Source organism: Amycolatopsis sp. EV170708-02-1, assembly GCF_022479115.1.
In the GTDB taxonomy this organism is placed as follows: Bacteria; Actinomycetota; Actinomycetes; order Mycobacteriales; family Pseudonocardiaceae; genus Amycolatopsis.
In genome coordinates this window covers 530,099-554,665 of the sequence record NZ_CP092497.1, presented here as the reverse complement: position 1 = coordinate 554,665, position 24,567 = coordinate 530,099, and the positions used below count along the sequence as shown (strand labels likewise).

Below are 24,567 nucleotides of genomic sequence, written 5' to 3'. Positions count from 1 at the left end.
GTCTCCCTGTTCGATCGGATGTTCGAACAGTTGTACCGGCGGGGTCCGACAGTTTCCGGGCGGACCCCGCCGGGCGGGTCAGGCGGGAAGGTCGATCAGCGGCGCGAGGGCGGCGCGATGCCGTCCAGGCGTGCCCAAGGCGATCTCGTCGCTCTTCGCGCGCTTCAGGTACAGGTGCGCGGGGTGCTCCCAGGTCATGCCGATCCCGCCGTGCAGCTGGATCGCCTCTTCGGCCGCGTGGACGGCGATGGGGGAGTTGCGGGCCTGCGCCACCGCGACCGCGATCGCGATGTCGTCACCGGAAGCGAGGCAGTCGGCGGCGTACCGCGCGGTCGCCCTGGCGTTGACGAGATCCGTGTACAGGTTCGCCAGCCGGTGCTTCAGCGACTGGAAGGAACCGACCTGGCGGCCGAACTGGTAGCGCTCCTTGAGGTAGCGCACCGTTTCCGTCAGCGCCCACTCGGCGATGCCGAGCTGCTCCGAGGCGAGCAGTCCCGCCGCGGTCACGAGCGCCGTGTCGAGCGCGGACGTGGCCACCGAGGAGTCGGCGACGTGTTTCGCGACCACGTTCTCCAGGGTGACGTCGGCGATGCGCCGGGTGAGGTCGAGGGAAATGGCCTCGGTGACCGTCACACCGGCCGACGACACGTCGACCGTGTACAGGCCGGGGCCGTCGGGCCCCACCGCCGGGACGACGAGCAGTTCGGCCACCGAAGCGTCGACGACGCTGCGGACCTGGCCGCTCAGCGTGCCGTCGGCCGCCGCGGTGACCGCCGAGGGGAACTCGGCGCCGGGCGCGGTCGACAGCGGTACGGCCAGCGCGCCGATGAGCGTGCCCGCGGCCAGTTTCCCGAGCCGCTCGGTCACTTCCGCCTGCGACGTGTCGGTCGCCAGCAGGGCCGACGTCGCCAGGACGGCGCTGCCGAGATAGGGGACCGGGGCGACGCTGCGCCCGAGCTCCTCCATCACGACGGCGACTTCCCGCGCCGAAGCGCCGTGCCCGCCCAGCGCCTCCGGGACGGCGAGGCCCGCCGTGCCGAGGTCGGCGGCGAGCGTGCGCCACAACTCGAGGTCGTACGGTTCCGCCGTTTCGGTCCTGGCGATCAGGGCCGCCGGTTCGGCGCGGTCTTTGAACAGGTCGCGGACGCTGGCGCGAAGGTCCTCTTCGACCTCGGAGTACAGCAGGTCGCTCATCGGGGCAGGTCCTTCCAGGCGACGTCCTTGTCGATCCGCGGCTCGGACGGCAGCCCCAGCACGCGTTCGGCGATGATGTTGCGCAGGACCTCCGAGGTGCCGCCCTCGATGGAGTTCCCCTTCGCGCGCAGGTAGCGATAGCCGGCTTCGCGGCCGAGGAAGTTCACGCCGTCGGGACGGCGCATCGTCCAGTCGTCGTAGCGCAGGCCCTCGTCGCCGAGCAGCTCGATCTCCAGCCCGGACGCGGCCTGGTTCAGTTCGGAGAAGGCGACCTTCACCGCGGAACCCTCCGGCCCCGGCGCGCCCGCGGCGAGCTGCTGCCGCAGCCGCGAACTCACCAGGCGCAGGCTTTCGCCCTCCACCCACAGTTTCAGCAGCTTGTCGTGCAGTTCGGACGTGCGCAGTTCCGGGCGCTCCCGCCAGACTTCCGTGACGACGCCGACCATGCCGCCGTCGCGCGGGAACTCGGTCCCGCCGATCGCGACCCGTTCGTTCATCAGCGTGGTCTGCGCGACCTTCCAGCCTTCACCGACGGCGCCGAGGCGGTGCGCGTCGGGAATGCGGACCTCGCTGAGGAAGACCTCGTTGAATTCGGCCTCCCCGGTGATCTGCCGCAGCGGCCGGACCTCGACGCCCGGCGCGGTCATGTCGCACAGGAAGTACGTCATGCCGCGGTGTTTCGGCACGTCGGGATCGGTGCGGGTGACCAGGATGGCCCACTGCGACTTGTGCGCGCCCGACGTCCAGACCTTCTGGCCGGTGACCACCCAGTCGTCGCCGTCGCGGACCGCGCGGGTGCCCAGCGCGGCCAGGTCGGATCCGGCGCCGGGCTCGCTGAACAGCTGGCACCACACCTCGCGCTCGGTCCACAGTGGACGCAAGAAGCGCTGATGCTGTTCAGGCGTGCCGAAGGCGAGGATGGTCGGCGCGGCCATGCCGAGGCCGATCCCGATCCGCCGTTTGTCGTTGTCCGGGGCGCCCGCCGCGGCGAGCTCTTTGTCGACAACGGACTGAAGGGAGCGGGGCGCGTCGAGGCCGCCCAGGCCTTCCGGAAAGTGGATCCACGCCAGCCCGGCGTCGAACCGCGCGTCAAGGAAGTCCTGGCGCGGCGTGCTTTCCGGCGGATACGCGGCCAGCAGGTCGGCCACGCGCCGCTTGAGATCGTCCACAGTGGTCACTTCGAGGCCTCCCCGCGGTACTTCTTCAGCTCGCGGTGCGCCAGCGAGCGCTTGTGCACCTCGTCCGGGCCGTCGGCCAGGCGCAGCGTCCGCACCTGCGCCCACATCTCGGCGACCGGGAAGTCCTGGCTGACCCCGCCCGCGCCGAACAGCTGCACCGCCTTGTCGAGGATCCACTCGACGGTGATCGGCGTGGAGATCTTGATCGCCTGGATCTCGGTGTGCGCGCCCTGGTTGCCGACGGTGTCCATCAGCCACGCGGTTTTGAGCACCAGCAGCCGCTGCTGCTCGATCTTGACCCGCGCTTCGGCGATCCAGTCCTGCACCACGCCCTGTTCGGCGATCGGCTTGCCGAAGGTCTCGCGCGAGAGCGCACGGCGGCACATCAGTTCCAGCGCACGTTCGGCCATGCCGATGGCGCGCATGCAGTGGTGGATCCGGCCCGGCCCGAGGCGTGCCTGCGCGATGGCGAATCCGTCGCCCTCGCCGGCGATGAGGTTCTCCGCCGGCACGCGGACGTCCTCGAAGAGCACTTCGGCGTGGCCGCCGTGGTCCCCGTCGGTGTAGCCGAACACGTGCATACCGCGTTTCACGGTCATGCCGGGGGTGTCGCGGGGGACCAGGATCATGCTCTGCTGCTTGTGGGCGGGCCCGTCCGGATCGGTTTTGCCCATCACGATGAAGATCTTGCAGTTCGGGTTCATCGCGCCGGAGATGTACCACTTGCGGCCGTTGATGACGTACTCGTCGCCGTCACGCCGGATGCTGGTGGCGATGTTGCGCGCGTCGGAGGAGGCGACGTCGGGCTCGGTCATCGCGAACGCGGACCGGATCTCGCCGTCCAGCAACGGTTGCAGCCACTGCTTCTTCTGCTGCTCGGTGCCGAACATGGTGAGCACTTCCATGTTCCCGGTGTCCGGCGCCGCGCAGTTCACCGCGGTCGGCGCGAGCCGGAGGCTGCGGCCGGTGATCTCGGCCAGCGGCGCGTACTGCAGGTTCGTCAGCCCCGCGCCGTGGTCGCCGGGGAGGAAGAAGTTCCACAGCCCGCGTTTGCGGGCCTCGGCCTTGAGTTCCTCGACGATCGGCGGTTGCGACCATTCATTGTCGCGCTCGGCCAGCTGCCGCTCGAAGACGGCCTCGGCCGGATAGATGTGCGAATCCATGAACTCGAGGAGCTTTCCCCGCAGTTCCTCGGTTTTCGCGTCGAAGGCGAAGTCCATCTCTATCCCTCTTCCTTGAGAGTCTCGTTGCCGTGCGCGATCAACGGGACCACGCCCGAGCCGATGCCGTCGAACCCGGCGCCGACGGTCTGCCCCTTGCTGTAGCGGAGGTGGATGCCTTCCAGGATCACCGCGAGTTTGAAGAACGCGAAGCTCACGTACCAGTTGAGCCGGGAGACGTCGCGGCCGGAGCGCTCGGCGTACCGCGCGATGACCTCGTCGTTGCGCGGATAACCCGGCGCCGAGCTGGCATTGGACACGAACTGCAAGGAGACCTTGTCGCGTTCGGCGTAGGCCACCAGCAGCGCGAGGTCGGTCAGCGGGTCGCCGAGGGTGGACATCTCCCAGTCCAGCACCGCGGTGATCCGGTCGTCGGCGTTCACCAGCACGTTGTCCAGCCGGTAGTCACCGTGGACGATCGACGGCTTCCCTGACTCGGGCACCGACGAGGCGAGCCGGTCGTGCAGTTCGTCGACGCCGGGGAGGTCGCGGCTGCGGTTGCCGTCGAGCTGCTTCTTCCAGCGCCGCAGCTGGCGTTCGAGGAAGCCCTCGGGGCGGCCGAAATCGCCCAGCCCCACCGATTCCGGCTCGACGGCGTGCAGGGCGACCAGGGTGTCGACCAGTTCCTCCGCGATCGCCTTGGTCCGGGCGGGGCCGAGCGCGGCGAGTTCGGTGTCGGAGCGGAAGGGCGTGCCCTCCACGAACTCCATCACGTAGAACCGCGAGCCGATGACGTCGGTGTCTTCGCACAACAGCACGGTTTCCGGCACCGGGACGGCCGTGCCGTGCAGGCCGGAGATCACCCGGTACTCGCGGCCCATGTCGTGCGCCGTCGGCAGGACGTGGCCCAGCGGCGGGCGGCGGACCACCCAGCGGGACCGGCCGTCGCCCACGATGTAGGTGAGGTTCGACCGGCCCCCTTCCACGACCTGGCCGCTCAGGTCGCCCTGGACGAGACCCGGCCGGTGCTCGTCCAGATGGGCCTTGAGCCTGGCCAGGTCGAGGCCCGGCAGGTCGGACTGGTTCATGGTGCCTCCAGCGTCTCGCTTTCCGGTTACAGTACCGACCAGTCGGTATGTCGGGTAGGGCTGGTCCGGCGAGGTGCCGGAGGTCACTTCTCAGGCGATCAGCCGGACGACCATCTCCGCGACGCACGCCGGTTTGGGCTCGCCGTCGATCTCGATCGTCCACCGGACGACGGCCTGTTTGCCGCCGGCGACGTCGGTGACCTCGACCAGTTCGGCACCCGCCCGGATCTTCGCGCCGACCTTGACCGGCTGGGGGAACCGGACCTTGTTCAGGCCGTAGTTGATGCCCATCTTGAGCCCGTCGACCCGGTAGAGCTTGCCGACGAAACCCGAAATGAGCGACAGCGTCAGGAAGCCGTGGGCGATCGGCGCCCCGAACGGGCCTTGGGCGGCCTTCTCGACGTCGACGTGGATCCACTGGTGATCGTCGGTGGCGTCGGCGAACAGGTTCACCCGTTCCTGGGTGAGGGTCAGCCAGTCGCTGTAGCCGAAATGCTCACCGACGGCGTTCTCGAACTCCTGCAGGGAGGCGAATGCGCGCATGGCTCAGTCCTTCGGTCCGCCGGCGACGTAGATGACCTGGCCGGAGATGAATCCGGCGCCGTCGCTCACCAGGAACGACGCGAGGTTGGCGATGTCGTCGGGGGTGCCGACGCGCTGCACCGGGATCTGCGACGCGGCCGCCGCCTTGAAGTCCTCGAACGACATGCCGAGCCGCTCGGCGGTCGCCGCGGTCATGTCGGTGGCGATGAACCCGGGGGCGATGGCGTTCGCGGTGACGTTGAACTTGCCCAGTTCGATCGCGAGGGTCTTGGTGAAGCCCTGCATACCCGCCTTGGCGGCGGAGTAGTTGACCTGGCCGCGGTTGCCCAGCGCCGAGGTGCTGGACAGGTTGACGATGCGGCCCCACTTCTCCTGCGTCTGGTACTTCTGCACCTCGCGGGTCATCAGGAACGAGCCCTTCAGGTGCACGCCCAGCACCGAGTCCCAGTCCTGTTCGGTCATCTTGAACAGCAGGTTGTCGCGGGTGATACCGGCGTTGTTGATCAGCACGGTCGGCGCGCCGAGCTCCTCGGCCACCCGGGTCACCGCGGCTTCGACCTGCGCGGCGTCGTTGACGTCCAGCGCGACACCGACGGCCTTGCCGCCCTCGGCGACGATCGCTTCTGCACCCTGCTTGACGCCGGCCTCGTCGAGGTCCAGCAGGCCGACGGCGAATCCGTCGGAAGCGAGCCGCTTGGCCACGGCCGCCCCGATGCCGCGGCCGGCGCCGGTGACGATCGCTACACGGGAGGGGTGTTCGGTCACGGGTGTTCTCCTCGTCGTCGAGTGGAAGTGCCGTCGAGTCTGCCGTACTGAGCGGTCGGTTTGTAGAGATGTCAGGCCAGGAGTCTCGCTGTGATCGTAATCACGGGTGCCCGAACGGCTACTTCCGAAAGCCTCGGCCCGCCGATACGAGCGCACACGGAGGTGCCACATGCGCCGAAGAGCCCCTGTCCTGACCGGTCTGCTCCTGGTGATCGTGCTCGGAGTGACCGGGCGTCTTTTCGACGGCGGCAGGCCCTTGTCGTGGCGCCGCCGTTCGGTTCTCCGGCTTTCGTGTCGTCGCGGCCGATTCTGGCCGGAATTCGGTGACGCGGACGTCTACCGCCCGCGGTGAGCGCGCGTCGCGAAAGCCACTTTCGAGACATCAGGTGTCCCGAAAGTGGCTTTCGCGACGCGTCGCCTCACCCCTTCCGGCGTCGCCGGTAATCGGCCAGCGCCCGGTCCACCAGCCGCCCGGCCGCGCCCGTGTACCCCTCAGGATCGAGAAGGGCAGGCAGGTCCTCGCCGTCGAACCGGGCGGCGAGGGCCTGGTCGGCCAGTAGCGTCTCGCGGAGGGAACGGCCCGTGCGCGCGGCTTCAGCCGACACCTCGGTCATCAAGGCCTTCGCCGCGACCCGGCCCAGCGACGGCGACAGGACGGCGGCGAGCCGCTCGGTCAGGATCAGGCCGCCGGTGCGGTCCAGGTTCTCCCGCATCCGATCCGGATGTACCACCAGCCCCGCCACCAGTTCGGCCGCGGTGGCGGCGGCGCCACCGGTCAGCCGGAGGCAGTCCCGCAACGGCAGCCATTCGGCGTGCCACGGGCCGCCGGGCCGCTCGTCCTCGGCGAGCATCGCCTGCGTGAGGATCAGGGCGAACGCGGGCACCTGGAGCGCGGCCGTGCGGATCAGCGTGGCCAGCACCGGGTTCCGCTTGTGCGGCATCGCCGAAGACACTCCCCGCGCTGCACCCGACGGCTCGGAGACCTCGCCGATTTCCGTGCGGGACAGCGTCTGGACGTCGATGGCCAGCTTGCCGAGCGCCCCGGAGACCACCGAAAGCGCCGAGCCGAGTTCGGCCGGCGGGACGCGCGCGGTGTGCCACGGCAGCACCGGCGTGGCGAGGCCCAGCGCGCGGGCGAATCCGGCGAGGAGCTCATCGGGATACCGTTCGCCGCACAGGGGGCGGGCGTACTCGACGTAACCGGCGAGCGTGCCCGCCGCGCCGCCGAGCTGGACGGGGAGCATGGCCCGTACCCGGCGCAGCCCGTCTTCGGCCGCCAGGATCGGCTGGAGCCATCCGGCCGCCTTCAGCCCGAACGTCACCGGCACCGCCTGCAGGGCGAGCGTGCGGCCCGGCATGACGAGGTCGCGGTGCTCTTCCGCGAGCCTGGCGAGTCCTTCGGCCACCCGCTCCAGATCGGCCAGGATCAGCCCGGTCGCCCGGTGCGCGACCAGCATCGCCGCGCTGTCGGCGATGTCCTGGCTGGTCGAGCCGCGATGGACGTACTCCGCGGTTTCCGGATCGGCCAGCGCGGTCAGGTCGGCGACCAGCGCGACCACCGGGTTCGCGGATTCGCGGCTCCGCCTCGCGAGGCTCACCAGGTCGATGGCCTTCGCCCGTGCGATCGCGCCGATCCGTTCGGCGGCTTCCGTGGGGATGACGCCGAGTTCGGCCTGGGCACGGGCCAGACCCGCCTCCGCGTCGAGGAGGGCCTGGAGCCACGCCTCGTCGGACGTGGCCGCTTCGACCGATGTCCCGGCGCGGACGGGGGAAAGCAGCCCGGAATCCGAGTCGTTCATGTCCCTCCCGTCACGGTGGCGAAGATCCGGTCGGCGCGGTCGAGATGGTTGCCCCGCCAGGCCACGTGCTGGTCGGGACGGATCAGCACCAGATCCTTTTCGTAGAGGTCTCGCGCCAGCGGATCGGCCAGGTCGAGCACCTTCAGCGGGACGTTGCGCCGCGCCGCCTCGGTGCGCAGGCCGGCGGCGGGCGGCGCGTCCGGTCCCAGGCGAAGCAGCGTGAATCCGACGCCGAAGTGGTCGAAGAGCGAGCTGCCCGCCGCGCGGGTGTCGTCCAGCCACAGATGCGGCGCCCGGCCGCCCGGCACGCTGGTCGGGGTGTAGGTGTCGAACGCGTCCGCGGGCGGTGCGTCCGCGGACGCGACGATCGGGGAGCCGTCGTACCGCGCACCGAGCTGGATACCAAGGGTGTCGAGCGTCCGGTCGCCGTAGTCCGCCAGCAGCCGCCCGAGCCGGCGGCGTTCGGCACGGCCCTCTTCGGTGTCCCGTTCGATGGAGGGGGATCGCGCGACGTTCGCCAGGCCGAGGTTGAGTTCCCGTGCCGCGCCGGTGTTGCGGATCGCGATCGGCCGACGCTCGTGGTGGTAGGAGGCGAGCAGGCCCGGTCCGGCCCAGCCCTGCACCGCCGCGGCCAGCTTCCAGGCCAGGTTCGCCGCGTCGTCCAGTCCGGTGTTCATCCCGAAACCGCCGTTCGGCGTGAACAGATGCGCCGCGTCCCCGGCCAGGAACACCCGGTCCGTGCCGAAATCGTCCGCGACCAGCGCCATCCCCGACGTCCACGGTCGCCTGCCCAGCACGGTGACCGGGATCGGCGCGCCCGCCGCCCGTCGCACGAGGGAGACGAGCTCGCCGTCGGGTGCCGAGTCCGGATCGGCGGAGCTGGTGAGCAGGAAGAACTCGTCCTTGCCGTTGAGCGCGATGAGGTTCAGCACCAGATCGGAGTTCACCGCCCAGTGGCTCCACGCCCCGCCGTCGACGAGGAAATCCCGGTACAGCGTGGGAACACGCAGATGCGCCGCGACCGTGCGGCCGCCGAGGATCTCCTGCTCGACCCCGCCCTCCCCGGCGTACCGGGAGCCGAGATGAGGCCGGACGACACCGCGGGCGCCGTCACAGCCGGCCAGGTAACCCGCGCGCCAGGCCCGGATCCGGCCGTCCGAGTCCTCGGCCCGGACGTCGATGCCGTCCGCGTCGGCGGCGATCCCGGTCACCCGCCAGCCGAACCGCAGGTCGATGCGGGACCGGCCGCGGGCCCGGCGATACAGCAACCGTTCGACGTACATCTGGTTGGCGCGGTGCATCGGCTCGGGCACCTGCGCCGTGCGCGGACCCGAAGCGACTTCACGCAGCAGGTCCCGCACGGCGGGGCGTCGATTGCGGGCGAGCCGGAACCCGTTGTAGCGGGTGTAGAACGCGATGTCCGTGGAATGGTCCCAAGGCAGGCCGAGTTCGCGGACCTCGCCCGCCAGCCCGAGCCGCCGATAGTGTTCCATGCTGCGGGCGCCGTGCGTGCTCCCTCTCGGCTGGTCCGAAGTGGACTCGGCGAGGTCGAACACCACCGACGGGACACCGTGGCGGTCGAGGAACAGGGCGAGCAGGAGGCCCACCGGTCCACCGCCCACGATGGCGACCGGAGTCCTCGCCGGTGCGTTCATGACCGTCGCCCTCCTAGATCGTCTTGACGAACCCGGAATCCACCGCGAACTCCGCGCCGGTGGTGTTGGCCGAAAGCGGCGACGCCAGCAGCGCGACGACGGCGGCGACCTCCCGCGGGTCGGCGATCCGGCCGGTGGCCAGCCCCATCATCGCCGGGACCACCTCGGTCATCACGGTTTCGGGGTCCTTGCCGGTCTTGGCCGCGAACAGATCCGCGACGCCGCCTTCCTCGGTCCACCACGCGGTGCGGACCGGCCCGGGCGAGACCACGTTCACCCTGATGCCCTGCGGGCCGAATTCGTCCGAGAGCACCTTGCTCACGTTGTTCAAGCCCGCCTTGGCCGCGCCGTAGTCGACGTTGATCGGGGAGGGCTGCCGCGCGTTGCACGAGGAGATGTTGACGATCGACCCGCCGCCGCGCTCGATCATCAGCGGCAGCGCGGCCCGGATGGCGCGCACGGCGGAGAACAGGTTGAACTCGAACATCTTCCCCCATTCCTCGTCCGTCGCGTCCAGGAAGGAGTCGCGCGGCAGGGTCACCCCCGGCGGCGGCCCGCCCGCGTTGTTCACCAGGATGTCGAGACCGCCGTAGAGGTCCGCGGCCCGCGCCACCACCTCCGCCGGCGCTCCGGGATCCATCAGGTCGGCGGCGACGTGCGTCAGGCCGGCGCCGGCGAGCAGGTCGAGTTCCGGGCTGCTCTTGCGGGACACGGCGACGACCCGTGCGCCCTCCTCGTGCAGTGTCCGGGCGATCGCGAGCCCGATTCCCTTGGAGGCGCCGGTGACCACCGCGATGCGGCCGGTCAGCTGTAGATCCATGATTCTCCTGATTCCTTCGGTCGGGATGGTGCGGGGCAAGCGATCGCGAGAGCGGCCCTGGCGACCGCGTCCGCGTCGGTCAAGATGACCGAGTTGACGCCGGGACGGATTCCCGCGGCGGTCACCCAGTGCACGGTCTCGGTGGGCACGCCGAAGGCGAACCGGCGAGGGTGCGGCCTGCCGCCGAGATCCACCGGGCGATACGGACGGCGGGTGACGGCGAGGCCGCCGGTCGGATACGAACCGCCCCGGGTGATCGGGATCCGGTGGAGCCGGCATTCGCCGCGTGCCAGCAGATTCCGCAGCAACAGGTCCTGGGTCCGCCGGAGATCGGCGTCGGGAAGCCGGGCTTCGATCAGGGTGGTCGCGGCTTCGGTGGTGTCGGGCAGCCGCGCCGAGTGCGCGAGGAACCGGCGCGCGTCCGGCGAGGCCCGCACGCACAGCCGCGGGCCGAGGACGCTCAGCACACCGCTGTCGATCAGGGCCGCCATCTCCTCGATCCGCCGCACGGGCGGGCCGATCGAGAGGAACGCGTTCAGCGGCGTGTACCAGCCCTGGAGATCGTCGCGGTAGGAGTCGCCGGAGAGACCGCCGTGATCGACCACGAGCCGGATCTCGTTGCGCAGGTCCCGAAGTACGTCGAGCGCGGCCTTGAGCGGGCTGTGCACATTGCCCCGCCTTGCTTCCGCGATGTCCTCGTCCAAATAGGACCGGAGCCAGCCGCGGAACCGGCCGGTGCCGGTGAGGGCGTCCGCCGGGATCGGTTGCGCCACACGGCGCCAATCCCAGCGTTTCCCGATGCCGAATTCGGCCAGCACCCGTTCTTCCGCGGGCGACGGCTCCGGCGCCAGTGGATCCGATGGGGTCGGCGACCCGTCTCCCGCCGCCGCGACGAAGGCACGGGTGAACTCCCGCGCCCTCTCCGGCGTTCCACGGTCACGCACCAGCGTGCCGTAGAACACCGCGCGGACCTCGCGATCGATCAGCGGCCAGACGTCGGCCCGGAAGTCGGCCGGCTCCGCGCGTCCGCGCAGCCGCTCGATCACCTTCGGGGTGAGGAACAACGGCTCGTGCCTGCCGAAGGCGCCTTTCTGGTTCTCGCCGCGCGCGTGGTACGGAACGCCGCGCCGGGATCCGGTGACGATCCGGGGCTCGCGGCCGGACGGCCGGTAGACCAGGCCCTCGCCGGTGCGGACGAAACGACCGCCCCGGCCTTCGGTCAGCAGCGCCAGGTAGTCGAAGAAGGCCAGTCCCATTCCTCTGAGGACGGTCGGCTCGCCCGGCCCGATCCCGTCGAGTTCGGCGCCCGCCGGGTTGCGGGGAGCGAGATACCGCAGGCCGTGCTTCCGGGCGAACCGCGCCATGGCGGCCTCTTCGCGGGTCGGGAGCGTGTCCAGATGGCCCTGTGTGAGCACCACGACGTCCTGTCCGTCGAGCACGGTGCCGCCGGACAGCCAGACGCGCTGCGAACCGTCCTCGGCGTCCCGCAGGTCGACGGCCTTCTCCGCGCACAGCACGATCCGCACGGCGGCGGGAGCGGTCCTGATGATCCGCCGCAGTGTCCAGTACAGGTACGACCCGTAGAACGCCCGCGACGGATAGGAATCCGGCCCCAGCGTCCCGGCCTCCGCGCGCACCGTGTCCGGGATCTCGTCGGACGACGGTGCCTCCGCGATCGACTTCGCCCATTCGTACAGGCTCGGCCCGTCCCGCACCGGGCCCGCCGCCTCCACGGTGTCGTCGAGGAACATGGTGATCTGGGCGGCCACCGTGTTCATCAGCAGTTTCGGGTCCTGGCGACGGTGCCACACCAGCCCGCCGTCGTGCACATGGGAGTCGAGGACGGTCACCACGAGTTCGCGGCCGTCGGGAACCTTGGCGGAAGCGTTCGCGCACAACCGTTCCAGTACCGAAAGCCCGCGGGGGCCGAGGCCGATGATGCAGATCTCCACGACGACGTCACCGCGACCGGTCGGGCCGGGTCGGCGCCGCGACCAGCAGGGTGGTCTCCAGTGCCAGCGGATGCGCGGACTCCAGGCGCAGCCCCGCACCGTCCAGAATGGACTCGTAGCTCGCCAGGGTCCGCTCGCGGCCGCCCGCCATCATCAGCAGGTGCAGATCCCACAACAGCGGCAGCACCTCGGTCCCGGAATCGGGAATGACCCGCTCCAGGATCAGCACGCGCGCGGAATCGTCCGCCATGGCACGGCGGCAGTGCGTCAGCAGCGTGATGCACTCGCTGTCGTCCCAGTCCTGCAGGATCCGGGACAGCAGGTAGAAATCGACGTCCTTCGGCACGCCTTCGAAGATGTCGCCGGCCACCACTTCGCAGCGATCGGCGCAGCCGCGCGCGACGAGCTGGTTCCTGGCCACCGGGAGCATGTGCTCCTTGTCCACGAGCACGCCGCGCAGATGCGGATGGGCCTGGAGCACGGTGGACATCAGGTTCCCGCTGCCGCCGCCGAGATCCGCGATCGTCTTCCCCCGCGTGAAGTCGAACGCGGCGGGGACGTCGGCGAAGAAGGTGCTCCCGGCGTTCATGGCGTCGAGGAACCGCTGCCCTGCCCCTGGCACCTCCGCGAGGTACTCGTGGAGGGTGCGGTCGAAAGCGTGCTCGAAGCCGGAACGCCCGGTCCGCACTGCGGTGACGACCGAACCCCAGGCCTGGTGGAACTCCTCGCCGTAGAGACGGCACATCTCGCGCATCGAGGTCGCGGTGCCCGTGCGCAGCAGCTGCGAGATCGGCGTCAGGCGGTAGCCGGTCCGGTCGTCGCCGCCGAACACGCCGATCGCGACGAGCAGCCGCATCAGCCTGAGCACGCCGTCGGGATCGGCCTGCGCGCGGGCAGCGAGGGAAGCACTGGTGACGTGTCCTTCGGCGAGGTGATCGGGCAGGCCGAGCGCGACCGCCGCGTGGAGCGCCTGGGCACGCCAGGTCCCGGTGACGATGTCGACCACGGCCCGCGCGGCCGTCTCGTCCGTCCCGTTCCCGGTGCGCACTTCCGGGTCGATCGCGGTCATCCGTGCCATCCCTTCGGTTCGGCGCCGTTCGCCGCGCCGGTGAGCAGCTCCCGATGTCTTTCCCGGAGCTCACGTTTGAGGACCTTCCCGGTGACGCCCACCGGCAGTTCGCTCCGTGAGCAGGCCACGACCACGGCGGCCAGCGTCGTGAGCCCCGCCCGCGCGAGCGCGAGGTTGCACGACGCGCGGATCTCTTCGGCGTCCGGCACTTCGCCGTGCCCGAACAGCACCACGGCGGCGGGCACGGACCGGCCCGGTGCGGCGGGGTCGGCCACCGCGATCACGGCGGCGTCGAGGGCCTTCGTCTCGTTGAGCACGACCTCTTCCAGCGGCAGGCTGTACACCGGGCCGCCGGCGGTCTCGATGACGTCCGGCGTCCGGTCGAGGTGGTACCAGATCCCGCTCTCGTCCTGGCGCACGACGTCGCCGGTGAGGAAGAAACCGCCGCTGCGGGCCAGGTGGTTCAGCGTCTCGTCGTTGACGTAGCCCGGGGTGACGCTCGGCGTGCGCACTCCCAGCAGCCCGGCCTCGCCCGGCGGCAGGACCCGGCCCTCGTCGTCGAGTGCGGCGGCCTCGCGGACCACGCGCACCGGCTTGCCGATCGCCCGCGCGTAAGTGGTGGAGCCTGCGGTGTAGGCGTGTTTGAACAGCACCATGCCCATTTCGGACGAACCGAGACCGTCCACATAGGTCGATCCGCCGCGCCCGAGCGTCACCAGCGGACGGATGTGCCGTTCGTGGGACGCGTCGCCCATGCCCATCCAGGTGTGCACGGCGTCCGCCGCTTCCGTTGTCAGTGAAGAGATCGGCAGTTCCGCGAGCGTGCCGGGGAAGCCGAGCACGAGCGTGGGCCGGAAGGCGTTCATCGCCTCGGCGACCGCTGCGCCCGATGTCCCGTCGGCCAGCATGGTCGGCATCCCGAGCATCAGGGCGAGGCTGAGGTAGCTGATCCCGGAGGAATGGCTGTGCGGCAGCGCGGTGAGCATCCGGTCCGTCCGCAGGGACGGGAACTTCCAGAGCCGTTCCCGTTTGCCGACGGAGAACGTGCGGTGCGCGAAGGCCGTCGGCTTCGGCACCCCGGTGGTGCCGGAGGAATGGGAGATCAGCACCAGGTCGTCGTCGGTGTGCCGGTGGGTATCCGGCAACGGGGGAGACGGGCCGTCCCAGGGCACGTCGACCGTCTTCTCGTCGACGTACCTCCTTCCGGATCCGGCGGGCACCTCGATGTCGGTGATCACCAAAGCGGTTTCCGTGCGGTCGAAGTAGTGCGCGGCCACGTCCGGGGGCAGCCGCGGATTGGTCAGCGTGGTGACCCCGCCGAGCGTGGTGATCGCGATGTGGTGCAGGAATCCGGCGAGCCCGTCACGCAGGTGGACACCGACCCGTGTCCCTGGCTTCACGCCCTCCTGCGCGTACCAGTGCGCGCGGCGCAGTACGTCGTCGCGCAGCTCGGCGAGGGAGCGTCCGGTCACCGCGCCGTCCTCGATCCGGAACAACAGCGGCCGGTCGGGGTCACGGGCGATTTCGCAGACGTGCCAGAAGAAATTCCCCGCGCCGAGCTCGCGCCGGGTCGACAGTTTCAGCCGGTCGGCGACGGACCGGTGCGTGCCAAGCAGATACACGATGCCCTCCGGCTCAAGACGTGCGGCCGAGGCCGCGCATGACGTGTTTCAGCTCGTCGAAGGAATCGAGGTCCGGCACCGTCCAGCCGTCGAGGTCGTACTCGCGCAGGCACTGTTCGGCGAAGCCCTTGTACCCGTCGACCTGACCGCTTTCGGTCTGCGCCGCGAGGATCTCGGTGCGGATCGACTCGTGGTTCCCGGAGGAGTTGCGTTCGTACAGTTCGTGCCTGCTGCCGAACTCGGTGCCGATGGCGTCCCACAACAGCTTCATCAGCTTCACCCGGCTCACCGCGTCGTGCCCGTTGGAACCGCGGACGTACTTGTCGAGGTAAGGCCGGATCGCGGGGTTCTTGAAGTCGTCCGCGCTCGAGTTCACGTAGATGAGGCCGCTGGCGACGTCCTGCTCGATGATCTCCTTGATCCGCGGGTAGCCGAGCGTCATGAACCAGCGGTACGCGAGGCCGTAGTCCTTGCGCGGCAGCAGCGAGCCGTCCCGCCATTCCCGGGGATTCCTTGCCATCGCCTCGCTGAGCGCCCAGAACAGGTTTCGCCAGGCCAGTACCTCACCGGCCCGTGCCTGCACGCCGCGGAAGTCCTTCGTCCCGGTCATCTCGATCGCCTTGAGCAGGAGACCCGCGATGAAGTCGATCTTCACCGCCAGCCGGATGCAGCTCTGGAAGGTCAGCCGTTCCAGGGAACCGGACTCGGCGACGAATTCGTTCACCTTGGCGGAATCGCCATAGATGAAGACGTTCTCCCATGGGATGAGCACCTTGTCCATCACGAAGATCGTGTCGTTCTCGTCGAACCGGCTGGACAGGGGATGGTCGTAGGGGCTGCCCATCACCGCGGCGGTGGCCGCGTAGGACGGGCGGCAGATGAGCTTGAGCCCTGGTGCGGTCATCGGCAGCGTCGCGATCAGCGCGAACTCGCGTTCCTTGATGGGCATGCCGTAATGCGAGATGAAGTTCAGGTTGGTGATCGCGGAGCCGGTGGCGACGACCTTCGCCCCGCTGACGATCAGGCCGCTGTCGGTTTCCTTCTCCACGTGGACGAAGACGTCCTTCACCGCTTCGGACGGCAGGTGCCGGTCGACCGGCGGGTGCACGATCGCGTGGTCCCAGAAGAGCACCTTCTCCTGTGACTCGCGGTACCAACGGCGCGCGTTGTCCTGGAACGGCGAGTAGAAGTCCGCGTTGGCGCCGAGCGTTCCGAGGAAGCTGGCCTTGTAGTCGGGGCTCCGGCCCATCCAGCCGTAGGTGAGCCGCGCCCATTCGGCGATGGCCTCGCGATCGTCGAGGAGGTCCTGCGGGCTGCGCGGGGTGCGGAAGAAGCTGTGCGTGTAACCGCCGCTCCCGGTGTCGGTGGCGGTCGTGAGCACGTCGTGTTTGGCCGGATCGTGCAGCGCGTCGTAGAGCCGCGCGGTCATCAGGGCGGAGTTGCGGAACGCCGGATGCTTCGTGACGTCGGCGACACGGTCGCCGTAGAGGTAGATCTCCCGGTCGTCGCGCAGGCTTTCCAGGTATTCCTTCCCGTTCATCGGCCGGGGAACCGGGGTCCGGCCGTTCGCCGAAGCGGTGGTTTCCTGCTGGAGTGTCATCGAAGGATTCCTGTCCCGTCGGTGGTGGGGGCGAGCGCTTCGGTGGCGGTTCGGCCCAGTTCGTGGAAGGCGCCGCGGTGGAAGACGAGCGGGGGACCGCCCCGGATCTCGAAGTTCCGCACTTCGCCGAGGTAGATCACGTGGTCGCCGCCGTCGTAGGAGGCCCACGGCACGCAGCTCAGATACGCGGCGCAGCCGGCGAGCCGGACGGAATGCGGGAACACGTCCCAGCGGATTTCCGGTGCCGGATCCGTGCCGCGGCCCGCGAAATGCCGGGCTATTCCTTGCTGCCACGTCGAAAGGATGTTGATTTCGAAAGCGGCGCCGTCGAGTCGCGCACACAATCTGCTGCGCCGGTCCAGTGAGACCATCACGAGCGGCGGATCGAGCGAAATCGACGCGAAAGCGTTCACCGTCGCGCCGTGGACGGCGCCTTCATGGCGAACGGTGACCACGGTGACGCCGGTGGCGAACTGGGCGAGACAGTTCCGGAGCGCCTGGTTCACCGCCCACTTCCGATTCGCCGGGGAAAGGGCGGGTGGGGTTCTTGGCCGGACACCGTATCTCCCTCCGTGACCGAACTCGTACTCGTCCCATGCTCACGAGGTCCGATGAAAAATCGAGCAAGGTCCGCTATAGCCATGCCCGTGATTCCTGGTATCCGGTTGGCTAGCCCGCGGATTACTAGGAATGACAGAGCACTACCTGCCGGACGCTGGTCCTGCGAGGCTGGCGGAATCCCCGGATCGGAAAGCGCCGATCCGGTTTGTCGCCCAGTCACGACCCAAGGAGCGTTCTGGTGGCCAACCAAGTGCCGCGCGTCGAGGAACCGGCTGCCGGTTTCACCCCACGACTGTGGTGGACCCTGATCCTGCTGGCGGCGGCGGTGGCGCTCGATGTCGGCAGCGTGGCCGTGGTCAATCCGGCGCTGCCCGACATCGGGCGGGATCTGGAGATGGACGACGCGCTGCTCCAGTGGACGATGACCGGCTACGGGATCACGTTCGCGGGCTGCCTGCTGTTCGGCGGCAGGCTGGCCGACGTGTTCAGCAGGCGGCTGGTGCTGGCGGTGGGGATCGCCGTCTTCGCCGCGGGCGCGCTCGCCCCGGTCGTCGTGCCCACCGCCGAGGTGCTGATCGCCGCCAGGGCGGCGCAGGGGATCGGCGCGGCCCTGTCCGTTCCGGCGGCGATGGCGTTGCTGTTCCAGGTCTTCCCGCCGGGACGGCTGCGCAACCGCGCGCTGGGGATCTACACCGCGGTGGGCGCGGCGAGCTTCGGCGTCGGCCTGGTCCTCGGCGGTGTGCTCACCAGCGCGTTCGGCTGGCACGCGGTGTTCGCCTTCAGCGCCGTGACGAGCGTGCTGGTGCTGCTCGGCATCCGGCCGCTCCTGCCGAGTTCCGTCGGCGAGCGACGGCCGATCGACCTGCCCGGCGCGGCGATGGTCACCGCCGGCCTGCTGGCCGGCATCTTCGCGGTGACCAGGGCGGGCGAAGTGGGCCTGTCGGACACCGGCACGATCGTGTCGGCGCTGCTCGCGCTCCTGCTGCTCGCCGGGTTCGTGGCCTGGGAACGCCGGGCATCCGAGCCGCTGTTCTCGGTCGGCATCCTGCGGTCGCGGCCGGTCCGGGCGGCGACCCTCGCCGGTGGCCTGTTCTTCTTCGCGCTCAACGGGGTCTTGTTCTTCGCGCCGCTCTACATGCAGGGCATGCTCGGCTACACGCCCCTGCAGTCGGGGCTGGCGGTGCTCCCGATGAGCCTGCTCGTCGCCGTGTTCTCGAACGTCGCCGGCCGTCTGCTGACGCGATTCGGCCAGCGACGGATCCTCGTCGCCGGCCTCCTCCTGCTCGCGGTGGGTGTCGCGCTCTGGGTCCGCACACCGCTGGACGGCGACTACCTGACCGACATCCTGCCGGGGGTCGCGGTGATGGCCATCGGACAGGGCCTGGCCTACACCGCGCTCACCGCCGCCTCGCTCACCGGCGTGCCCGGTGAGCGGCACGGTGTCGCCGGCGCGTTCAACATCACCGCCCAGCAGGTCGGTTCGAGCGTCGGCATCGCCGCGCTCGTGGCGTTCGCTTCGGCGCTTTCCGGATCGGAGGAGCAGGCCGATCGCCTGTCCACCTATCACGCGGTCTACCTGGTGATCGGCTGTGTCGTCGTCGTGGGCGCACTGGTCACCGCCGCCTTGTTCGGCCGTCGTGCCGACGATCGGGTGACGGAAGTGGGCACCCCGGTCACCGGATGAGGATCACTTGTCAGCGCAGTGGATCGAAGGGAGTCGAGTCACCGTGAGGATCGCTTTGCTGGGCCCGCTCGAGGTGCTGTACGACGGGAGGCCGCTCGCGCCCTCGGCGCCGAAGCAGCGAACGCTGCTGGCGCTCCTGCTGCTCAACGCCAACCACGAGGTGAGCGTCGTCCAGTGCGCCAAGGAGCTCGGGGACGGCGCGTCGAAGAACTGTTCGGTGTCGACCGTGCACACGCATATCCTGCAGCTGCGCAAGGCGCTCGGTCCCGCGGCGAAACGTCTGCGCACCACCGGGGCCGGGCCCGACGCGGGCTATCTGTTCACCACCGAACCGGGGGAACTCGACCTCGACCGGTTCGACCGGCTCGTCGGCACCGCGCGGATCCGGCGTGCCGACGGGAATCTCGGTGACGCGGCCAGGCTGATCACCGAAGCCCTGAACCTGTGGCGCACCGAGGCACTCGTCGACGTCAAGATCGGGCCGGGGGCCCAGCGGACGCTCGTCGGGCTTCGGGCCAAGCGGATGGAGGCCGTCGTCCTCTGCGCCGACCTCGCCCTCCGGCTCGGTCAGCACCGCCAGGTGCTGGGCAAGCTCACCGCGCTGGTGCACCGGCACCCCGCGGACGAACAGCTGACCGCGCAGCTGATGACGGCGCTCTACCGCAGCGGCAGACAGGCCGACGCGCTGGCGGTGTACCAACGGTTCCTGACCGCCGCCGAGACGGGTTCCCGTGCGCTGAGCGAGCTTCAGACCGCCATCCTGCTGGCCGACCCGGTACTGGAAGGGCCCGCGCTGACCCCTTCCGGTCTCGGCGCGGACCTCATCTCCGCGCGCTAGCCGCGACGGCCGGCGGGCGGTCCGGATCCCGCCGGTCGTCGCCCGCGCGGCCCAGTAGCTGCAACGAGCCGGTGACCGGGTCCCGCCGGACCCGGTCACCGGTGGACAGCCAGCCGCCGTTCCAGGGATCGGTCTCGATGACGTACGGCGAACGCGCCAGATGCACGTCCAGCACGCCGTCCGCGACGCGGATCCTGATCCCCGGCACCGGTTTCCCGACCCCGCACACCGCGAACCGGCCCGTGACGTCCATCGAGATCACGCCGGTTTCGGTGGTGCCGTAGGCCTGGCCGATGCGCACGCCGTGCCGGTCCCGGAACCGGTCGAAGACGTCGTGGCGCAGGACGTCGCCGCCGGAGATCGCGGCACGCAGGGACGTGAAGGGCTCGACGGAGTCTTCGCCGAGCCGCGCGAAATGCCGGGGTTCCCCGATGACGACGTCGGCCGTCCGGGTGGCCGCGGCCGGGGCGGGGAACAGCAGCACCGCGGCGGTGTCGAGGCCGTGCAGCACGCCGCCGACGAGCCCGAAGGAACGCGCGGGGGAGTTCAGCAGCAGCACCCGCTCACCGGGACCCGGAACGCCTTCCACGGCGGCGATCCGCCCGAGTTCGGCGAGGATCGACTCCGGCGTCCGGCCGATGAGCTTTCCCGCGCCGGTGGTGCCCGAGGAGAGCTGGAGCAGACAGTGGCCGGTCGAGGCGGGCTCGCCGTCCGGCAGCCGCCTCACCAGCACTTCGCATTCGTCGGTGAACGGCCGGTGCCTGCGCCCGCTGCCGCCGAAGGTGACGAAGTACTGCGGCCGCCACCGGCCGAGCAGACAGGTCATCTCGGCGAGGCAGGTCTTCTGTTCGATCAAGGCGATCTGCGCGCCCAGCTCCCACAGGGCGAACACCGACCACAACTGGGTGAAGCTGGGGGTTCCGTGCAGGGCGACCGTGGTGCCGGCGCCGATGCCGTGATGGCGGTAGGCCTTGGCGAGCCAGGCCACCTCCGCCCGGAGCTTGCCCCGGGTGACGGCGCGCTCCCCGCACGCCCACGGTTCGTCGTCGGCGCCGCGGCCGAGAAGATCCTCTCCCCACCAGGATCGCGTTCGCATGCCCACCACCGTCCGAAGGCCGGTCCGCCCGGGCCCGGTGACACGGGCGGACCGGCGGAGGTCACTTTTCCAGGCAGAATTCGCCGACGGGCCAGCCGACGTGCCGCTGGTCGGTGGCCAGGTAGCCCAGCACCTGCGTGCCCGGCGTGAGCTCGGTGACGTTGAGCACCGCGCCGCCGGGGCCGAGCACCCGCACGTGCCAGTCGTCCTGCACGATCAGGTTGACGCCGACGCCGTCTTCCGAGACGGCCTTGATGCTCAGCAACGGCCGGGATTCCAGTTTGATCCGCCCGACCACGATCCGGCGGGTGCGCCCGTCGGCTCCGACGCCGAGCACGGTGCTGCCCGCTTTGAGTTCGCTCAGGTAGTTCGTCCGGTTGTCCTGCCCGAAGACGTAGGAATGCAGTGCCCCGGCGTTGATCCGGAACGGCCTCGTCGGCATGTAGGGCAGCGGATGGGTTTCGCTGCAGCACAGGATGAAACCTTGCGAGTACGAGCCGACCAGCATGCCCTCGTCCTCGCCGAAATGGGTGCAGGTGTCGATGCAGACCCGGTCGCCGAGTCCACAGTGCTCGATCGACTCGACGGTGAGTTTGGCCAGGCTCAGCTGCGGGTCTTGTCGCGCAGGAGCTCCATCAGCCCGAAGACGTCGTTGGCGTCGCGAGGCGCCAGCAACACGCCTTCGGAGCCTTTTTCGAGGACGTCCACGATGATCTGCGCCTCTTCGAGATCGGCGGCCTGGCAGATCAGCTGTCCCGGCGAGCCGTCCGCGGCCGCGATCACGATTTCCAGCGGGATCTTCGTCGGATCGCGGAATTCCACCACCGTGTAAGGCAGCGCACGCGCGGATTCGCAGGCGAGCGTCAGCGTGGCGTCGTCGCGCACGTGCACCAGCCCGGCGATGTCGGTCTTGTCGTCGTACCACGCGCTCTTGAGGGCGTTCAGTTCGGTTTCCCCGCCGACGGCGCGGAGGTGGACCAAGCCCTCACCCGAGCCGCCGCCGTCCTTCTGGACCAGGACGCGTTTGACGGTGGCGGGAAGGGTGTCGAGGAGGCTTACGTCGTCGTGCACGATGGCGTCCACCCTGGCGTGCACGGCCGCGTCGACGACCGCCTCCCGCTGGGCGTCGGGCACGGTGCGGAGGTCGATCCAGGCGAACTTCACGGGGCACCCACCAGTTCCTTGCGCAGGGAGTCGGTCATCCGGGGGCCGTGGATCGCCGCGGCCAGTTCACGGACCGCGCGGCGAGGGTCGGGGCTGTCGAAGACCCGCCTGCCCACGGCCACGCCTCGGCAGCCCGCCGACAGGGCCGAGGTGGCGAACTCGGTGAGGCCGCCTTCGACGGCGGCGCCGCCCGCGACCACGACCGGGATCGGCGAGCTCAGCACCACCTGGGCCATCCGCTCGGCGGGCGTGGCCAGCACCGTCTTGACGATGTCGGCGCCGAGGTCGGCCGCGATGCCGACCACATGCGCGAGCAGCGCCGGATCACCGGGATCGCTGATCCGCGGGCCGCGTGGATAGATCATGGCCAGCAACGGCATTCCCCAGTCCGCGCAGGCCGACGCGACGGCGCCCAGGTCGGCCAGTTGCACCGCCTCGGTCTCCGACCCGATGTTGACGTGCACGCTGACCGCGTCCGCGCCCAGCCGGACCGCTTCGTCGACACCGCCGACGAGCACCTTGGCGTCACGATCGCTGGCGTGCGTGGTGCTGGCGGAAAGGTGCACCACCAGGGAACAATCGCCCAGCGCCGCCGGATCGACCATCCGCGCGCGTCCCTTGTGCACGACGATCGCGTCGCCGCCGCCGTCCGAGATGTCTTCGATCAAGCGAGTGAAAGCCGCCGCGGTGCCGATGGGACCATCGGATATCGAATGGTCCAGCGGCACGAAGAGGTATCTGTTGTCGCCGCGCCGGGACAGGCGCGCCATGCGTAGTGATTTCCCGGTGAGAAGATTGACTGACATCTGCCCGCCTAGCGTGTCGTATCCGAAGTACCTGCCTTGGGCTGCTGGGCTCCGCGTCCGGTATTCGAGCGGTGCGGGTTCTCCCTTGAGCCAGGCTGGCAGCGCACGCTGAAGAACCGGGCGAAAATCGGCAGAGGTCAGGCGCCCGGCGCCGTGACCCTGTTCTCCGGTCCGGCTTCGCGCTCCGCGTGGGCGCGCTTCGTCTCGGCCGCCGCCGCGGCGAGCGCTTCGAGGGCGGTTTGGGACGGACTGCCCTTGTCCGCGGTGTAGGTGACCAGTTTCTGGTCGAGCACACCCGGAACGGAAAGGGATTCATAGTGCAATTCGAGCCTGCCCACCAACGGGTGGTCGAACTCCCGCAGGCCGTGACTCCGGTCCTGGACGTCGTGGTTCTCCCACCACTGGCGGAAATCCTCGCTCTTGAGGAACAGTTCCCCGACCAGCGCGACGATGCCGGGATCGTCCGGATAGCGGCCGACCGCCACCCGCAGATGCGCCAGTTCCTGCCGCGCCATCTGTTCCCAGTCCACGTACAGCTGTCGCGCGGCGGGGTCGCAGAAACCGTGCCACACCATGTTGCGTAGGGGCGGGCGGCAGGCTTCGAAATCGGTGAGCAGCGCGACCGCGAGATCGTTCCAGGCGAGCACTTCCATCCGCCGCCCGACGACGAACGCGGGCGTGCTCGGGTTGAGCAGTTCGAGCAGCCTGCGCACGCTCGGCCGGACCTCTTCGTCGGAATTCTCCCGGCGCGGCGCCGGTTCGGAGCGGGCGAGCGTGTACAGGTGGCTGCGTTCGTCCTCGTCGAGGCCCAGCACCCGCGACAGCGCCTCCAGCACGGTGGGCGAAGGCCGCCCGTCCCGGCCCTGCTCCATCCGGACGTAGTAATCGACGCTGATCCCGGCCAGATGGGCGATCTCCGTGCGCCGCAGGCCCGGCGTGCGCCTGCGGCCGACCGAGGTCAGTCCCACGTCCTCCGGCCGCAGCCGATCACGCCGGGACCGCAGGAAATCGCTGAGTTCCTTCCTTGCCTGCACCTACCCATTATGGCGGAACGGATGCGGTGAACAACCTCGGAAAGCTGGTAATGCCAGTACTAGGCTGGCGGTTACCACTACTGGGTTTCGATACCGGGCGCTCAGGCGAGCCGGAGGCCGGACAAAGTGTCGGGCGCTTCCATGGTGCGGAGTGTGTCGGTCTGGAGAATGGCCTCGAACAGCCGTTTCGTCTGCGGGCTGGGTTCCAGTCCCAGGTCTTCGGCGAGGGTGCGGCGGAGCCGGTGGAACACCATCACCGATTCCGCGCGCTGACCGGAACGGTAATGCGCCACCATCAACTGGGCGTGGATGTTCTCGTCCATCGGATGGCTGGTCGTGAGTTGCCGCAGTTCGGCGATGACCGCACGATGCCGTCCCAGTCTGAGGTCCGCGTCGATGCGTTCGCCGAGCACGCTGAACCTGGTCTCCTTGATCTCCAGCTGGTAGGCGGCGACCGAAGGGCCGAGCCGGACATCGGCGAGGACGGGCTCTTCGCACAGCCGCAAGGCGGAGTGGAACAGCGTGGCGGCCCGGCACACGTTGTCCCGGGCCAGTTCTTCCCTTGCCGCCTCGACCTGCCTGTCGAACAGTTCCCTGTCGAGACATTCCTTCGGTACCACCAGCTGGTAACCCTGGTGCCTGGTGCGCAATTCGAGCGTCGCGCCGGCGCTCGGCGGGATGGAGCGCAGGATCTTGCGCAGTTGCAGGGTATAGGTCTGCAGCGTCGACAAAGCGCTCTTGGGTGGGTCCGTCGGCCACAGTTCGTCGATGCAGCAGTCGACCGAAACGACTTCATTGGAATTAATCATGAACAATGCGAGAAGGTGCCGTAACTTGGGTGCCGTCGGCGTGTAGTCGACGCCATTCGCGGTCAAGGAAAGACGGCCAAGTATACGCAACCTCATGATACCCCCGTATGCGCAATGGACATTGTTCTCA

Annotated in this window: 21 protein-coding genes and 1 pseudogene; 3 read left to right on the top strand and 19 right to left on the bottom strand. The window is 69.6% G+C overall.

What is annotated here, in order from left to right:
- Nucleotides 1–78: 78 nt before the first annotated feature.
- The 6 genes from MJQ72_RS02300 to fabG form a co-directional block, all read right to left on the bottom strand.
- A complete protein-coding gene (locus tag MJQ72_RS02300; RefSeq protein WP_240597335.1) occupies nucleotides 79–1,194 on the bottom strand; it encodes an acyl-CoA dehydrogenase family protein in 1,116 nt (371 codons plus the stop codon).
- Nucleotides 1,191–2,372, bottom strand: coding sequence for an acyl-CoA dehydrogenase family protein (locus MJQ72_RS02295; RefSeq protein ID WP_240597334.1), 1,182 nt, complete (start codon nucleotides 2,370–2,372; stop codon nucleotides 1,191–1,193). Before MJQ72_RS02295 ends, MJQ72_RS02300 begins: the two co-directional genes overlap by 4 nt.
- Nucleotides 2,369–3,592 (bottom strand): acyl-CoA dehydrogenase family protein, encoded by a 1,224-nt coding sequence (locus MJQ72_RS02290; protein WP_240597333.1) that lies wholly within the window; start codon nucleotides 3,590–3,592, stop codon nucleotides 2,369–2,371. Before MJQ72_RS02290 ends, MJQ72_RS02295 begins: the two co-directional genes overlap by 4 nt.
- A 2-nt stretch (nucleotides 3,593–3,594) precedes the next feature.
- A complete protein-coding gene (locus MJQ72_RS02285) occupies nucleotides 3,595–4,620 on the bottom strand; it encodes a phosphotransferase family protein (RefSeq protein ID WP_240597332.1) in 1,026 nt (341 codons plus the stop codon).
- Nucleotides 4,621–4,710: 90 nt separating this feature from the next.
- Nucleotides 4,711–5,163 carry a MaoC family dehydratase gene (locus MJQ72_RS02280; protein WP_240597331.1) on the bottom strand — a complete coding sequence of 151 codons (453 nt, stop codon included), beginning with the start codon at nucleotides 5,161–5,163 and terminating at the stop codon, nucleotides 4,711–4,713.
- Nucleotides 5,164–5,166: 3 nt separating this feature from the next.
- Nucleotides 5,167–5,928: a 3-oxoacyl-ACP reductase FabG gene (fabG, locus tag MJQ72_RS02275; RefSeq protein WP_037344135.1), complete on the bottom strand. Its 762-nt coding sequence runs from the start codon at nucleotides 5,926–5,928 to the stop codon at nucleotides 5,167–5,169.
- Between the two features lie 169 nt (nucleotides 5,929–6,097).
- On the opposite strand from fabG, the gene MJQ72_RS02270 reads away from it, so the two are divergent.
- Nucleotides 6,098–6,280: a hypothetical protein gene (locus MJQ72_RS02270; RefSeq protein WP_240597330.1), complete on the top strand. Its 183-nt coding sequence runs from the start codon at nucleotides 6,098–6,100 to the stop codon at nucleotides 6,278–6,280.
- Between the two features lie 67 nt (nucleotides 6,281–6,347).
- On the opposite strand, the gene pcaB is transcribed toward MJQ72_RS02270, so the two are convergent.
- From pcaB to MJQ72_RS02230, 8 genes are read right to left on the bottom strand one after another with little or no spacing between them, the layout of a single operon-like run.
- Entirely contained in the window at nucleotides 6,348–7,727 is a 1,380-nt protein-coding gene (gene pcaB, locus MJQ72_RS02265) for a 3-carboxy-cis,cis-muconate cycloisomerase (RefSeq protein ID WP_240597329.1), read from the bottom strand.
- The gene (locus MJQ72_RS02260) at nucleotides 7,724–9,382 is read right to left on the bottom strand and encodes an FAD-dependent monooxygenase (RefSeq protein ID WP_240597328.1); all 1,659 of its coding nucleotides are present in this window, start codon (nucleotides 9,380–9,382) and stop codon (nucleotides 7,724–7,726) included. The genes pcaB and MJQ72_RS02260 overlap by 4 nt, the downstream gene beginning before the upstream one ends.
- Nucleotides 9,383–9,395: 13 nt before the next feature.
- Nucleotides 9,396–10,202: an SDR family NAD(P)-dependent oxidoreductase gene (locus tag MJQ72_RS02255; RefSeq protein WP_240597327.1), complete on the bottom strand. Its 807-nt coding sequence runs from the start codon at nucleotides 10,200–10,202 to the stop codon at nucleotides 9,396–9,398.
- The gene (locus MJQ72_RS02250; protein WP_240597326.1) at nucleotides 10,187–12,154 is read right to left on the bottom strand and encodes an FAD/NAD(P)-binding domain-containing protein; all 1,968 of its coding nucleotides are present in this window, start codon (nucleotides 12,152–12,154) and stop codon (nucleotides 10,187–10,189) included. Before MJQ72_RS02250 ends, MJQ72_RS02255 begins: the two co-directional genes overlap by 16 nt.
- 7 nt (nucleotides 12,155–12,161) lie before the next feature.
- Nucleotides 12,162–13,223 carry an acetylserotonin O-methyltransferase gene (locus MJQ72_RS02245; RefSeq protein ID WP_240597325.1) on the bottom strand — a complete coding sequence of 354 codons (1,062 nt, stop codon included), beginning with the start codon at nucleotides 13,221–13,223 and terminating at the stop codon, nucleotides 12,162–12,164.
- Nucleotides 13,220–14,845: a class I adenylate-forming enzyme family protein gene (locus tag MJQ72_RS02240; protein ID WP_240597324.1), complete on the bottom strand. Its 1,626-nt coding sequence runs from the start codon at nucleotides 14,843–14,845 to the stop codon at nucleotides 13,220–13,222. The genes MJQ72_RS02245 and MJQ72_RS02240 overlap by 4 nt, the downstream gene beginning before the upstream one ends.
- Nucleotides 14,846–14,858: 13 nt before the next feature.
- The gene (locus MJQ72_RS02235; protein WP_240597323.1) at nucleotides 14,859–16,445 is read right to left on the bottom strand and encodes a 4-hydroxyphenylacetate 3-hydroxylase family protein; all 1,587 of its coding nucleotides are present in this window, start codon (nucleotides 16,443–16,445) and stop codon (nucleotides 14,859–14,861) included.
- Nucleotides 16,442–16,951, bottom strand: coding sequence for a flavin reductase family protein (locus MJQ72_RS02230; RefSeq protein ID WP_240597322.1), 510 nt, complete (start codon nucleotides 16,949–16,951; stop codon nucleotides 16,442–16,444). Before MJQ72_RS02230 ends, MJQ72_RS02235 begins: the two co-directional genes overlap by 4 nt.
- A 293-nt stretch (nucleotides 16,952–17,244) precedes the next feature.
- Between MJQ72_RS02230 and MJQ72_RS02225 the strand changes: the two genes are divergently transcribed.
- Nucleotides 17,245–18,690, top strand: a complete 1,446-nt coding sequence (locus tag MJQ72_RS02225; RefSeq protein ID WP_240597321.1) for an MFS transporter — start codon at nucleotides 17,245–17,247, stop codon at nucleotides 18,688–18,690.
- 43 nt (nucleotides 18,691–18,733) lie between these two features.
- Nucleotides 18,734–19,528 carry an AfsR/SARP family transcriptional regulator gene (locus tag MJQ72_RS02220; RefSeq protein ID WP_240597320.1) on the top strand — a complete coding sequence of 265 codons (795 nt, stop codon included), beginning with the start codon at nucleotides 18,734–18,736 and terminating at the stop codon, nucleotides 19,526–19,528.
- On the opposite strand, the gene MJQ72_RS02215 is transcribed toward MJQ72_RS02220, so the two are convergent.
- From MJQ72_RS02215 to MJQ72_RS02195, 5 genes and pseudogenes are all read right to left on the bottom strand, one after another.
- Entirely contained in the window at nucleotides 19,512–20,624 is a 1,113-nt protein-coding gene (locus MJQ72_RS02215) for an AMP-binding protein (RefSeq protein ID WP_240597319.1), read from the bottom strand. The two genes, MJQ72_RS02220 and MJQ72_RS02215, sit on opposite strands and share 17 nt — an antisense overlap.
- 61 nt (nucleotides 20,625–20,685) lie before the next feature.
- A pseudogene (locus tag MJQ72_RS02210) lies at nucleotides 20,686–21,758 on the bottom strand (3-dehydroquinate synthase II family protein).
- Between the two features lie 26 nt (nucleotides 21,759–21,784).
- The gene (locus MJQ72_RS02205) at nucleotides 21,785–22,594 is read right to left on the bottom strand and encodes a 2-amino-3,7-dideoxy-D-threo-hept-6-ulosonate synthase (protein WP_240597318.1); all 810 of its coding nucleotides are present in this window, start codon (nucleotides 22,592–22,594) and stop codon (nucleotides 21,785–21,787) included.
- 137 nt (nucleotides 22,595–22,731) lie between these two features.
- On the bottom strand, nucleotides 22,732–23,628 hold the full coding sequence (locus tag MJQ72_RS02200; RefSeq protein ID WP_240597317.1) for a helix-turn-helix transcriptional regulator: 897 nt from the start codon (nucleotides 23,626–23,628) through the stop codon (nucleotides 22,732–22,734).
- A 101-nt stretch (nucleotides 23,629–23,729) separates the two neighbouring features.
- Nucleotides 23,730–24,533, bottom strand: a complete 804-nt coding sequence (locus tag MJQ72_RS02195; protein WP_378372847.1) for a BTAD domain-containing putative transcriptional regulator — start codon at nucleotides 24,531–24,533, stop codon at nucleotides 23,730–23,732.
- Nucleotides 24,534–24,567 lie beyond the last annotated feature (34 nt).

Bases quoted from the DNA above. Each gene is read 5' to 3' on its own strand.
- MJQ72_RS02300 (WP_240597335.1), bottom strand. From the start codon at position 1,194: ATGAGCGACCTGCTGTACTCCGAGGTCGAAGAGGACCTTCGCGCCAGC.
- MJQ72_RS02290 (WP_240597333.1), bottom strand. From the start codon at position 3,592: ATGGACTTCGCCTTCGACGCGAAAACCGAGGAACTGCGGGGAAAGCTC.
- MJQ72_RS02285 (WP_240597332.1), bottom strand. From the start codon at position 4,620: ATGAACCAGTCCGACCTGCCGGGCCTCGACCTGGCCAGGCTCAAGGCC.
- MJQ72_RS02280 (WP_240597331.1), bottom strand. From the start codon at position 5,163: ATGCGCGCATTCGCCTCCCTGCAGGAGTTCGAGAACGCCGTCGGTGAG.
- MJQ72_RS02270 (WP_240597330.1), top strand. From the start codon at position 6,098: ATGCGCCGAAGAGCCCCTGTCCTGACCGGTCTGCTCCTGGTGATCGTG.
- pcaB (WP_240597329.1), bottom strand. From the start codon at position 7,727: ATGAACGACTCGGATTCCGGGCTGCTTTCCCCCGTCCGCGCCGGGACA.
- MJQ72_RS02260 (WP_240597328.1), bottom strand. From the start codon at position 9,382: ATGAACGCACCGGCGAGGACTCCGGTCGCCATCGTGGGCGGTGGACCG.
- MJQ72_RS02255 (WP_240597327.1), bottom strand. From the start codon at position 10,202: ATGGATCTACAGCTGACCGGCCGCATCGCGGTGGTCACCGGCGCCTCC.
- MJQ72_RS02245 (WP_240597325.1), bottom strand. From the start codon at position 13,223: ATGACCGCGATCGACCCGGAAGTGCGCACCGGGAACGGGACGGACGAG.
- MJQ72_RS02235 (WP_240597323.1), bottom strand. From the start codon at position 16,445: ATGACACTCCAGCAGGAAACCACCGCTTCGGCGAACGGCCGGACCCCG.
- MJQ72_RS02215 (WP_240597319.1), bottom strand. From the start codon at position 20,624: ATGCGAACGCGATCCTGGTGGGGAGAGGATCTTCTCGGCCGCGGCGCC.
- MJQ72_RS02205 (WP_240597318.1), bottom strand. From the start codon at position 22,594: ATGTCAGTCAATCTTCTCACCGGGAAATCACTACGCATGGCGCGCCTG.
- MJQ72_RS02195 (WP_378372847.1), bottom strand. From the start codon at position 24,533: ATGAGGTTGCGTATACTTGGCCGTCTTTCCTTGACCGCGAATGGCGTC.